A 12,745-nucleotide genomic window follows, 5' to 3' on the forward strand; every position below is an offset into this window, starting at 1 on the left:
CCAACCTCTTTCTTGTTTTCTATAAATTTACCACCACACCTGTTTACCCTCCTCATAAGTAAACGGCCTATGTTCTTTTCCCCGCGTATGGTTATGAATGCGGAATAGGGCATTTTGAGGTATATTATGAAATGCCAGCCTGTTTTCTTTACCATATTGCCGGCCTAATGAAATCCATTTCTTGTCCCAATAGAATAATTCATATAATTCTCCGGTGACGATTCTGTTGTCGTCGCTCCTTGGGTAAAACTCGACCTTTTCGATTTCACGAGGTTGGCCGAGGTCGAAAACGATATATTGGCGTTTCTCTGATTTATCAGGTTGATAAAACGAGACCCTGTCTTCATCCATTACGTTTTCGAGTTTATTGTCACTTATTCCTTTTGTTCCTGTCAGCTTCCCTTCCAACTGTTGCCGGTTTTTTCCGAAAATCTTTATTTCTGCAATGGAATAAGCATCTTGGAAAGCCGGAGTGTTTTGAAAATCGCAAACCAAATAGCGGTATTTCTTGTTTGTCGGGATTTTGAAACTGTCTTCATAAAAAGGTAGTTTCTCAATCGTATATACATTCAGACTGTCTGACAAATCTTTCTTGTTGCAAACGGAAAAACGGGTTCCGACCGTTCCGGCGGCTTGCAATGCAGTGTGTAGGCGGTATGGAGTTTTCGAGTAGAATGTTGCAGATATTTCCTTTTTGTCTGCTTCTTCAGAAAAACATTTTAATTCTCCATTCTCTTTGAGAATAAAAGCATTTCCTGCCGGGATGATTGCCCCGTTTTCGTAGTAAGCCGGCAGATAAAGCATATTCACACCGACTTTAGTAAATAAGGCCTGTTTTTTTCTTGGGATGCTCCAACATACCGGAATCCAATTATTATCGTCATAACAGCATAAATAGACATATTCTTTTTTGTGTTTGTTGTCCCATAGGGGAACTTCGATGTCTTTGCACACGATGTATTTATCCGTAATATCCTCTATTCCCGGGTTCCTGAAGAAATCGGGAATTTCTTCTTTTGCTCTGAGTGCCAAACAGTTTTGTTGTATTTCATAATTAATCCTGTACACCTTTGGAATCGTTCTACAGTATTGTATGGAAACATGGGGGAGTGTATCTTTTACTGTCGGGCTGTAGGTGTTTTTCCAGAATATATTGTCGACCAGTATATCACTATCTGAAATGTATGGCCGTTGGGTATTATCGTACAATTTCTCAATGTGTTCATCTCCGATTATTTCCGTCCAGAAATGGGGAGAATTGGCATTACCCCAGTTGGGAAAAGTATTTAAAGCTGCCGGAATACCGTTTGCCCGTAATGCAGCGATTTTATAGATATTTGCTTCCAGGCAGGTCCCGATCTGTGCTTTTGCAAGGTTTTCAAAGGTGGTGGGAAGCAATCCTTTATGCTTTTGTGAAAAAAGTACCCAGTTTTGAACGAATGTCTTATCTATGTCCTCGGCAATGATTTTGCCGATTTCTTTATATGATTTATGGCAAACGGAGTCTCTTAATGTCGCATATTTCTGTTCAAAGAAATCCGCAGCTTGTTCCCAATAGCAGTTGCTTGTCGTATATGGAAGAATGTATTTACAAAATGTGTCAAAGTCAATGTCTTTACACCATGGATATTGTTGCCAGATATGGAAGCAATAGTCGATGTGGCGGATTAGGAAATCAGCGGATATATGCTGAAGATCCGACAGATATCGAGGATGTGATTCAGCATAGGGATATAGTTGTTTGATACTATCGCAAATTATATATTGGATGTCGTTTTTGTATCGTCCTTGAGTATTGAAATATATGATAAAGGAATTGAAATATAATTGAGATTTTTCAATAGACTTACTGTCAACAGTTTGTTTTCCAATCATATTGTTGATAAGGAAAAGGGACATTGTTGATTTCTTTTTATTATTTTGATAATGTCTCTGTATACTTTCCAATTCTTTTGCGTTCTTGTCTGCAAGTTCTAATGCATATTCGAAATACTTGTTCTCTGAGTAGGAACAAGAGGATAAAAAAATTGCCAGATATGAAAGAATTCGAGTATGCATATGTTTTTGTTGTTTACTTTATATTTATTGAGGATAAATCAAATGAATACAGATTGAAGTCATCTTTCCACCCCAAAGCAATTAACTTCTGATTATCATCGGTTACACAAAGGTTGAATAACTTTACGTCGGAAACCAAGCGGCAAATACGTTCTCCATCCCAATTATAGATGAAAATATCATTTGTAAGTTTTGCATTCATCATTCCTTCATTATTATGTACCTCTAATTTTTTTCCAGAGTATAATGCATAAATATATTTGTCAGTTGCATAAATATCCGTATATCCAATGATATTCTCCTTTCCGTGCCTGATGCTATTGTATCCTGGGCGACTATCATTTATGTACACAGGGTATATGTCATGATAACTTTTTATCAGTTGGGGAGTTGTATCTATTTGATACAATTCGAATATAGCTCCGGATGAACAAACGGTTGCAAATCTGTTCATACTTGGGTTACAAACCATATAGTCTTGGTATGCAAGCACTCTGCTTTTTATTTCAGATTCATTTTTGTCGTTGGGGAAACTTCCGAATGATTTTATATATTCTCCTTTACTATTCAGTATGGCGTATCTTTTATCATCATTTTCGTCTCTGTTCATTAGTCCAGATATAATATATTTATCATTTATCTGTATAGCAGCTAATGGCATCTGCTGTAAATTTAGTATATTAGATGTATTTCCGTTTAAATCTTTTGTAATGATCTGTTTTTTTTGGATATCTAACATCTTTAGTTTTTCACTATTTGCTTTTTGCATTAAGCGAAGCATAATATATTCATCCGGACCAGAACCGATTTGAGCTAAAGAGCGAATACTGTCTTTTGTATAATATATTTGGTCTAATAAAGATTCTCCCATATAATTTTCTTTGATAAGGAGTTGTTGATTTTCAAATGGAATTATTCTGCCAAATGAGTTTATTTTATAAGTATCTACATTTAATTTGTTTGATTCTATATTAAACACCTTCTTGAAATATTCTTTAGGTTCTTTTTCTTTATGGCTACAAGAAATAGTAAATATAATTGCAAATATGAATATTTTAGAACTTATAGTTTTCATGTGTCAGATAATTAGGAGCAAGGAGTTCTGAGAACTCCTTGTAAAGTTAATAATGAATTATTTGTAACCTGGAATGACTGTGTGACCTAAATCATCATTAATTTCGTAACATGTTTGAGAAGTCATGATACAAGGTACACCAACTTCTACTTCAGGATCAGCTAGAGCTTCGACATTTTCCAATGCCAAATTAGACAGTTCAACCTCATTTGTATTCTGCTGATAATTCCAGCCAGCCGCTACGGCGATTGCGGCAAAAGCGATAACGCCGATAATTTTCTTTCCCATTTTAGTATTATTTTGATGGGTTTTAAATTCGTTTGTCTCAGTTCTTTGTCCGGTATCATTTCCCAGGACGGGTGATTTCTAACCCTTTTGTCGTTTGTTTCAAATTTAGTACTTTTGCCGTCACCTCCTTCTTTATTAGTTATTGAATGAGGAAAAGTCCGGGAGTTTCTGCTAAAGTTCGTGAGTCTGTAGGCAGGAACTCCTTTCTTTTCCAGTTAATTGTTCTATTTAACTGTCCCGATAAAACTCACCATCAGCGAGTTATTGAAAATATTTCCATATATCTCCACCGTTCGATAAAAATCTCCCGGCTGTTCTGCTTCGTAACTGACCGTGACTGTTCCGCTCTCTCCCGGTTGCAGTTCTTTCCAGTCGCAGGTTGCTTCGGTGCAGTTGCAAGAGGTGGTGAAGCCTTTCAACTTGAAGACGTTTGTTCCGGTATTTCGGACGGTGACCGTTTGCTGTTTGGTGGTTCCCTCTTTGACCGTTCCTAAGTCATATTCAGCCTCTTCTGTTTCGAGGGTTGTCTTGGGCAATGCTTCTTGATGTTGCATACCGGTTATCTGTTTCAGATACAAATCCCTGACTGCCAAGTTATGTACAGGGTTGCCGATTACTTTCACCTTGTTGTCCTTGTCAAGCAGGAAGGTTTGGAAGGTGATATCTTGCGGAAATTGGTTTAGCTCATCGAACCGATTGTTTCGGTCGATGCAGATCGGGCGGTCGAAGTTGTCACGTTTCAGCATATACCGCAACTCACGGTCGTCTTTTGACTGGAAGACGAAGATGAACGGAACGTTGCCGTTTGTTGCCGAATCGACATGGGCGATCAACTCTTTCCATTTCGGCAATTGCAGTTTGCAACTGGTACACCCGACCGAATCGACGTAAACCAGCACTTTATATTCCGCATCGGGTATCCGATAGTCCACCGGCTCGGTGACAAAACGGGTGAACGCCATATCCTGTGGAAAGACGATCTCTTTCCCTTGCCATTCCTGAACCAACTGAGCGAACTTTTCTTTGTTATTCTCTTTACAAGCGGTTAACAAAGAAAGAAGTAGTAAGATGTAGAGTTGTTTTTTCATTTAACCGTTATATTTTAAATTCCATGATCGGCTCATCACTTTCTACACATGTGGCGATGATCGTCTTTGTTTTTTCGTTTACATCGATTCCGTATATGGGTTTGTCTAAGATGTATTTTTGTATGGGATTCCCTTTCAGGTCGAATACATATATATAACGTCCTCCGTCTTCCGGCTTTTCGCCCCGTTGGTGAGAAGCTAATTTATCCTTGAAATGTACACCTTGGAATACACTGTAAATGTGTTGGTCTGTGACAACAATATCGCTGAATCCCATAATTCCGGTCGGGAAGCCTTCGCCTTTGACGCTTTTAAACTGGGGCTCGCCGTTCGGACCATATAATACGGTATGGGTATTTTCTTTGGTGTTGTATATTTCGATGGATTCCCCTAATTGAGTGACCATTGCCAATATACCATTATGAGGGTTGTAATCAATAAAGCTACGCCATGCCTGAGCCAATGCCGGACGATTTTCCGTTGCAAAATCTTTTTCAGTGGGGATTTTACCGATGCTTTTGATAGGTTTACCACTGTAGTCGACTTGCCAATAACGGTGTTCCCCTAAATAGTCGGGGATGAGGAAACAGGAATCTGTGGCATAAAAGTCCAAAGAACGAACCAAACTTTTATCCAATGGTATTACTTCTTGTCTTGTGGCTGAACGATTTCCTGCAGAGACGGCCCAACGCGATATTTGCATTTTGTTTGCGTCGAGAGCATATATCGTATCGGGCGAATCAAATTGGAATGTTTCGGCAGAAAGCATCTCTTCCGGTCCTTCCCCCCGTTTCCCGAAAGAAACGATATGTTTCCAATCGGGGTAGGTAAAGGCATGAAAATAGTAATCGGCGTTATGCAAATCCATTACAATAGCCATACTGTCTTTAACCGCTACCCGGAATGGGTAGCGGAAGAGGGCAGTGTCCAGTTCGATCACCCGCGCACTTATTGCCTTTTCATGGGGAAAAGTTGAATATCGGGGATAGTGGGGACCGGGAGAATCGGTACAGGAGATTATCGCACTGATACCTATTAATAATATGTATGCAAAACGTTTCATGGTTATTCTAAACTAAGACCTGATATTTTGTATTCTACTTTGTAACTTCTGCAATCAACCAAAGCAATCGGCATCCGCATCATTTTCGCCTTGGGCCAAAGCTTCTATATTTTGGAATGCCAACTGGTCAAGGCCATTGTTTCACGGTTGTTCAACAAACAGTAGGCTGCCAATAAACAGCTTGCTGTGAAAAGCAGTTTTAATAGTGTTTTCTTTTTCATGACTGTATTTTTTTTCTCTGCAAAAGTAATCTAAGATTTAAAAACAACTCATGAAATTTGGAAACACTTTAATGTTTCCGCTAAATATTTCCGAAATGTTTCCAGCGTATTGATTCTGATTGCGTGAAACAGTTCAATCGCATAAAGTGCCAGATGAAAATGAAGCAATATTTCAGGTAAAATAGAAAAACGATAAAAAGGGGCGTATTGTAGTTTATCTGAAATTGTGCCGTGTTGTTCTTACCACCATGGCGATATTGGAAATATCTGTTTCCGGTCTTTAATATAGAAAGCTTGCTCCTCATGACCTCTTGTGTGATTTCTTAGCCATAAATAAGCATGGTCTGGTACACGGTATTCCAAATAGACAGTATCGGCTATTTGTCTTCCTAACGAAATCCAACCATTTGGTCCATCATTGTAAAATAATTCATATAGGTCTCCGGGACGGATGTAATTATCGTCATTGTGAGAAAAAAAGACGATTTGGTCAATAGTTTTAGGTTTTCCTAAATCTAATGTTACTTGTCCTCCTGGATTTTGGGCGGTAAAATATGTTAAAGGGTCATTGTCTATTATAGATTGAAGTTTGGAAATAGGTTTTATGCTCTCCGGTTCACATCCGGATATTAGTTTCGGGTGTACGGGAGTACCTTGGTTGTATAAATTAATGCCGCTTAAATCGATAATTTGTTTTGTGCTTGCTTGGTAGCGGATATATTGATATTTTACGGGCTTAGGCAATAGTATGGAGTTATAGGCAATGGGCGATTCTTCCGTTATTCTAAATAATACTTCTTTATTGTTGAAATCAACTTGATTAGAACCTTCAAATGAGGCGCCTTTTACTTGTCGTAAATAGTAACGCGACCAGTCTGAGTGTGGATATTTCCTGTATAATTTAACTTGTTTGGATCTCATTGTATCGGGCTTAAAGATTTCTATTTTCCCTTTATTGAACAAAAACGGGTAAGAAATTTGTCTGTAGCCTTGCCTTTCATATTCGTGTAAAGCATACATCATATTGGATTCTACGTTATTAAACTGTATTACCCCATTTTGAGATATGGTTACGCCACAACTCCACCATTGTCTGGAATCGAAAAAACTGAGATAGACAAAACTCCCTTTTTCCTTTTTTTTCAGGTTAATGGACAGTGTATCTTTGTAGTAAGCAGCACTTACATCTTTGAGGTAAGCATTTTTATAATAGGGATATAATAACTTTCTTTTTTTAGCTACGTATTTGCGTGCTTCTTCTATTTGTAAGGCATACATTTTGCGGTATATTTTGCCACATCTGAAGTCTCCGATCCGAGTATCTCCTCGGAATGTAGTCCAAGTGTTATACCAGAAAGGGATGTCCATACCTGTTGTATCTTTTATAACATTCCATGTATGGTAATGTCGTACGTTAGTCTCTTCCATGCAAGGGATTCCGATAGAGCGACATACATAAGTAAAAAGGTCGGCAAAATCTCTACAGTTTCCGAATCGATTGTCGATTAAGTAAAGAGCTCCAAGATTTGGCAATGAAAAAGCTGTACAATGTCGAAATTGAGGCTCTTTTAATATGTTTCTCACCAAGTTGGCTGCTTCAAGAACATCACTTCCCGTATAAATCGAATCAAGCAATGGACTAAAAGTGGCGGAATATAATTTTCTCCAATTTTCCAACGGTTCATTCCCTACCCTGTAGGGTAACAAGTATTCACAGAAATCATGAAAGGAAAGATATTTTCCCCAAGGGCGTTTATGCCATTGTTCGAATGCTAAATCAATGTTTTCTATCAAATACTCGGCTGTTATTATTTGGACATCATGGATTTTCGGTAAATCCACATAGGAATAATTTCCCCATTTTTGGATGTGCTTTGGATCAAGGTAATGATGTGAGTCTGTAAATGTCAAGACGTGCTTGATACTGTCCATTTCTCTTCCTTGTTGGTAAAAGAAATGTGCCGGCATGTTGCGTATTAGGAATTTGGCGGCTTCTAATTTCAAAGAATCATTTGCATAATGCTTCAAAACCTGCTCTAATTCTTTTTTATTACTATCCGCATATTCCATCGCAAAAGACAACTCCGGTTGTTTGTCTTTGAAAAAGGAACAAGAAGATAATACAGACAATAATAAATATAGCAAAATGATACGTTTCATCTTTTTTCTGATTATTTCTCCTTTTATTTAAGGTAATTGTTCATTCAAAAAAACTCTAATATATAAGGATTATCTTCCATATTGCAGATAATCTTATTGCCAAATTTGTCGATCACATCTTCGGGATATTCCGAAAGACGATCGGGTGTGATATATAATAATATACTGTCATCGCTTTCTGCATCGGAAATAGTGGAAAGAGTCGTCCCGTATGAGAATTGGGTTGAGACCTTTTGTCCTCCTTCTACTTTTGTCAGGTAGTTTTTCCCGCCTTGATGCGTTTGTAGCCAGATTATATTCCCTAAAGAAATCATGTTATTGATGTAAGAGCATTTATTGGCTTCAAGGATGAAGTCGACACCGTGCGCTTGAAACATTTCCAACAACTGCTTTTCGGTGAGGAACTCCTTTCCTCCGACATAGTGTCCCATTTGAAATTGCTCAGTTTGCGGATTGAATGAAACGAATGTGTTTGAGATACCTAACTGGAAAAGATAACAGGATCCATAAACCGCAAATTGTACCGGCCGGAACATGATGTAGGGTATTTCTTTTTTCAAATATTCGGCAATGATTTTCCCCTCTTTGTCTACCAACGTCAAAATGTTTTCGTTCTGTCCGGTGACAAGCAGGACATGAGAGTTCTCCATCTTTTTAAATTTATGGATTACAAATGGATAGGAGATTTTTCTTTTGAAAGAAAAATCGGTAGCATCGTAGATTTTCAGGCTTTTGTTGTCAGATATCCACACTTCGGTTTTGCCATTTATATCATAGACATCAAAATCTTCTATCCGTGGGTATTCTTCCGGCCCTTGCCCCTGTTTGTTTAAAGACGATACGAATTTTCCGTCCTTGTCGAAACGGTGGATTGTTTTGCCATTAGAGGATAAAATATAATAATGATTCCGAAACTTCCTGATCTTATCAATCTGCCCGATCAAACTGCCGGAAGTCGTTTCCAACGGAGTAATTTCGTAGCGATCAGAAAACAACTCTGTCCATTTCGGCCGGGATTCTTCAGGGGATAAATCCGCCATCAAAACAATTTCGGTCACCTTTTGATTTGAGCACGAACTCAAAAGCAGGTAAACCAAGCATATAAGAAAGAATTGTTGGGCGATATTTTTCATCTCTTATTCTTTTATTTTAATCGTTAGTAAAATCCAATCGTTCCCAGTGGTTGATAATCCGGGTAACATTTTCCGGATAGCCGGGTATGTGCATTTAATATTTAAGTAATGACCGGCAAGGTCATTCTCGCGAACAAGCAAATAAAGATTGTTTTTATCTGAACCGATAAAAGGATTCACATATTTGGATTTGAAATTGTCAAAAAGACGGTCGAAAGAAAAGAGGATATTGTCTTTACACCGGATAGCACAAAAATCGTCCCTTTTCCCCATTAACTTGAAAAAAAGATAATCCGAAGCGGAATAAAAGCTATAACAGTTATAGATGTATTTTTTCTTATCGATTATTTCAGCCATTCCCGCATCTTCTCTGGGATACTTGTCTCTGGTTAGAAAATCTCCATGAAAATCAAGACTATAATATGGGAGTATCTCCTTCCCGGAAGTATCGTATCTATAGATTGTGTCTGTATTATCCGGAAGAATCAAAATGTCGTCAGTATCTGTCGTATATAAATTATAAGGTGCGAACAACCATTCTTTTTTCCCCCATTTAGGCAGATATAATTTGTGGATAGACTTGAAATCGGTAAGAGCCATAAAGTGTCCTTCAATGTGCCCTCTTTCAGTATTGGCTCCTCCCGAATAAACCAAAAAATCTTGTTTTGCGGTCGGTATGATGGCGGCACAAGGAAAAGGCAAAGACACTTTTTTGACCGGTGTGCCATCCAGTTTGAACTTGTTGATAATTTTGAATCTGCTCACGACCCACAACTCCTCCAATTCCGGAACAATACACATGGAATTGACTATTAAGGCATCCGAAAATGCAATTTCCTTTATGAACTTTCCGGACTTAGAGTATATATATACATTTTTTCCAGCCATAGTACTTCCCATAAAGTATAGGAAATCTTTATATTGAACCATATTTGTACAAAAATCAAATACAGTATTACTTAATTTTGTACAGGAAATGTCTGCAATCAAACTATCAAATGTGATTTTTTGGTAGTGATTCATGTCCATTTGAATGGTATCTTCTCCACGAGAAGGAGATGAAATACCGTTAATACAATTTGTACAGAACAAATATATCAAAAGCTGGAGTCGTATTCTTGTTACCATAATTCAAACGACATTAAGAGTGGTGTGCCAAAATGTACTTGCCCTTATGTTTAGCAAAAGAAAAGTACCTATCATCAGATATTATACAGACAGTTTTGACACACCCTCTTCTAATAATTAATAATATTTTATATCTCCACAGGTACATGAATATCCAACACCATATGAATCGCAAATTGCAATCCAACCAGTTGCGGAGCTATGTCCGGTTCTCCATTTACAGTTACCACTTCCTTCGCCCCTGGCAAGAGCCTCGACGTTTTCCAACGCCAAGTCTGAGAGTTCTACTTCCTGTTTATTCTGCTGGTAGTTCCAGCCTGCTGCTGCGGCGATCGCAACAAAAGCGATGACGCCAAAAAATTTCTTTCCCATTTTTTGTTTTATTTTTAGGGATTTATAGACTTATAATTAGTTTTGAATCTTTTGTCCGGTTTCATTTCCCGGAACGGGTGATTTCTAACCCTTTTGTTGTTGTTCCTAAATTTACTACTTTTGTGCGCACCTCCTTCTTTATCTGTTATTGAATGAGGAAAAGTCCGGGAGTTTCTGTTTATGCTTGTGAGGCGGTAGGCAGAGACTCCTTTCTTTTTCCCGTTAATTGTTCGTTGATACCTTCCCGATAAAACTCACCATCAGTGAGTTGTTCGGGATATTACCATATATCTCTACTGTCCGGTAAAACTCTCCCGGCTGTTCCGCTTCGTAACTGACCGTGACCGTTCCGCTTTCTCCCGGTTGCAGTTCTTTCCAGTCGCAGGTTGCTTCGGTGCAATCGCAAGAGGTGGTGAAGCCCTTCAATTTGAAGACGCTTGTTCCGGTATTTCGGACTGTGACCGTTTGCTTCTTGGTTGTTCCCTCTTTTACCGTTCCTAAGTCATATTCAGCTTTGTCTGTTTCGAGGGTTGTTTTGGACAATGCTTCTTGATATTGCATGCCGGTTATCTGTTTCAGATACAAATCCCTGACTGCCAGGTTATGTACCGGGTTACCGATTACTTTCACCTTGTTGTCCTTGTCAAGCAAGAATGTCTGGAAGGTGATATCCTGTGGAAATCGGTTCGACGAGTTGAACCGATTGTTCCGGTCGATACAGACAGGGCGGTCGAAGTTGTCGCATTTCAGGATGTACCGCAACTCACGGTCGTCTTTTGACTGGAAGACGAAGATGAACGGAACGTTGCCGTTTGTTGCCGAATCGACATGGGCGATCAACTCTTTCCATTTCAGCAATTGCAGTTTACAACTGGTACACCCGACTGAATCAACGTAAACCAACACTTTATATTCCGCATCGGGTATCCGATAGTCCACCGGCTCAGTGACGAAACGGGTGAACGCCATATTCTGTGGAAACACGATCTCTTTCCCTTGCCATTCCTGAACCAACAGGGCGAACTTTTCTTTGTTATTCTCTTTACAAGCGGTTAACAAAGAAAGAAGTAGTAAGATGTAGAGTTGTTTTTTCATTTAACCGTTATATTTTAAATTCCATGATCGGCTCATCACTTTCTACACATGTGGCGATGATCGTCTTTGTTTTTTCGTTTACATCGATTCCGTATATGGGTTTGTCTAATATATATTTATGTAAAGGATTTCCTTTCAAGTCGAATACATAAATATAACGTCCTCCGTCCTCCGGTTTTTCACCTCGTTGATGTGATGCCAATTTGTCTTTAAACCGGACTCCCTGGAATACGCTGTAGATATGTTTGTCCGTAATGACAATATCACTGAATCCCATTATTCCGGTCGGGAAGCCCTCGCCTTTTACACTCTTAAATTGGGGCTCGCCGTTCGGACCGTATAATACGGTATGGGTATTTTCTTGGGTGTTATAGATTTCAATGGATTCCCCTAATTGGGTGACCATAGCCAATATGCCATTGTGCGGGTTATAATCAATAAAGCTACGCCATGCCTGGGCCAGTGCCGGATGGTTTTCTTGTGCAAAATCTTTTTCAGATGGGATTTTACCTATGCTTTTGATAGGTTTACCACTGTAGTCGACTTGCCAATAACGGTGCTCGCCTAAATAGTCGGGGATGAGGAAACAGGAATCTGTAGCATAAAAGTCTAAAGAACGAACTAAACTTTTATCCAGCGGTATTACTTCTTGTCTTGTAGCCGACCGATTTTCAGCAGAGACAACCCAACGCGATATTTGCATTTTATTTGCGTCGAGAGCATAGATTGCATCGGGCGAATCAAACTGGAATGTTTCGGCCGAAAGCATTTCTTCCGGTCCTTCACCCCGTTTGCCAAAAGAAACGATATGTTTCCAATCGGGGTAGGTAAAGGCATGAAAATAGTAATCGGCGTTATGCAAATCCATTACAATAGCCATACTGTCTTTAACCGCTACCCGGAATGGGTAGCGGAAGAGGGCAGTGTCCAGTTCGATCACCCGCGCACTTATTGCCTTTTCATTGGGAAAAGTCGAATATCGGGGGTAGTAAGTACCGGGGGAATCGGTACAGGAGATTATCGCACTGATACCTATTGATAATATGTATGCATAACGTTTCACA

At 39.0% G+C, this 12,745-nt stretch carries 12 protein-coding genes; all 12 read right to left on the minus strand.

Translation table 11 applies throughout. The features are described 5' to 3' along the window. Positions 1 to 27: 27 nt before the first annotated feature. The 12 genes from NQ564_RS17485 to NQ564_RS17535 all read right to left on the minus strand — a co-directional run bounded on the left by NQ564_RS17485 (position 28) and on the right by NQ564_RS17535 (position 12,744). The gene (locus NQ564_RS17485) at positions 28 to 1,875 is read right to left on the minus strand and encodes a discoidin domain-containing protein (RefSeq protein WP_227963180.1); all 1,848 of its coding nucleotides are present in this window, start codon (positions 1,873 to 1,875) and stop codon (positions 28 to 30) included. 196 nt (positions 1,876 to 2,071) lie between these two features. Next, positions 2,072 to 3,133 (minus strand): BF3164 family lipoprotein, encoded by a 1,062-nt coding sequence (locus NQ564_RS17490; protein ID WP_008153064.1) that lies wholly within the window; start codon positions 3,131 to 3,133, stop codon positions 2,072 to 2,074. Between the two features lie 57 nt (positions 3,134 to 3,190). Beyond that, positions 3,191 to 3,421, minus strand: a complete 231-nt coding sequence (locus NQ564_RS17495; RefSeq protein WP_008153062.1) for an NVEALA domain-containing protein — start codon at positions 3,419 to 3,421, stop codon at positions 3,191 to 3,193. Positions 3,422 to 3,645: 224 nt separating this feature from the next. After that, positions 3,646 to 4,509 carry a DUF1573 domain-containing protein gene (locus NQ564_RS17500; protein ID WP_129650306.1) on the minus strand — a complete coding sequence of 288 codons (864 nt, stop codon included), beginning with the start codon at positions 4,507 to 4,509 and terminating at the stop codon, positions 3,646 to 3,648. Between the two features lie 7 nt (positions 4,510 to 4,516). Further along, a complete protein-coding gene (locus tag NQ564_RS17505) occupies positions 4,517 to 5,572 on the minus strand; it encodes a BF3164 family lipoprotein (RefSeq protein WP_129650308.1) in 1,056 nt (351 codons plus the stop codon). Between the two features lie 54 nt (positions 5,573 to 5,626). Further along, positions 5,627 to 5,695 (minus strand): hypothetical protein, encoded by a 69-nt coding sequence (locus NQ564_RS19435; protein WP_327198136.1) that lies wholly within the window; start codon positions 5,693 to 5,695, stop codon positions 5,627 to 5,629. A gap of 338 nt (positions 5,696 to 6,033) precedes the next feature. Continuing rightward, positions 6,034 to 7,953 carry a transglutaminase domain-containing protein gene (locus tag NQ564_RS17510; RefSeq protein WP_129650310.1) on the minus strand — a complete coding sequence of 640 codons (1,920 nt, stop codon included), beginning with the start codon at positions 7,951 to 7,953 and terminating at the stop codon, positions 6,034 to 6,036. 44 nt (positions 7,954 to 7,997) lie between these two features. Further along, on the minus strand, positions 7,998 to 9,011 hold the full coding sequence (locus NQ564_RS17515) for a 6-bladed beta-propeller (protein ID WP_227963181.1): 1,014 nt from the start codon (positions 9,009 to 9,011) through the stop codon (positions 7,998 to 8,000). A 78-nt stretch (positions 9,012 to 9,089) separates the two neighbouring features. After that, positions 9,090 to 10,214, minus strand: coding sequence for a 6-bladed beta-propeller (locus NQ564_RS17520; RefSeq protein ID WP_227963182.1), 1,125 nt, complete (start codon positions 10,212 to 10,214; stop codon positions 9,090 to 9,092). A 117-nt stretch (positions 10,215 to 10,331) separates the two neighbouring features. Continuing rightward, on the minus strand, positions 10,332 to 10,586 hold the full coding sequence (locus tag NQ564_RS17525) for an NVEALA domain-containing protein (RefSeq protein ID WP_021862181.1): 255 nt from the start codon (positions 10,584 to 10,586) through the stop codon (positions 10,332 to 10,334). Between the two features lie 222 nt (positions 10,587 to 10,808). After that, the gene (locus NQ564_RS17530) at positions 10,809 to 11,681 is read right to left on the minus strand and encodes a DUF1573 domain-containing protein (RefSeq protein WP_129650314.1); all 873 of its coding nucleotides are present in this window, start codon (positions 11,679 to 11,681) and stop codon (positions 10,809 to 10,811) included. 7 nt (positions 11,682 to 11,688) lie between these two features. Beyond that, a complete protein-coding gene (locus NQ564_RS17535) occupies positions 11,689 to 12,744 on the minus strand; it encodes a BF3164 family lipoprotein (protein ID WP_227963183.1) in 1,056 nt (351 codons plus the stop codon). Position 12,745 lies beyond the last annotated feature (1 nt).

The sequence above is a fragment of the Parabacteroides johnsonii DSM 18315 genome (assembly GCF_025151045.1).
GTDB classification, from domain to species: Bacteria; Bacteroidota; Bacteroidia; order Bacteroidales; family Tannerellaceae; genus Parabacteroides; species Parabacteroides johnsonii.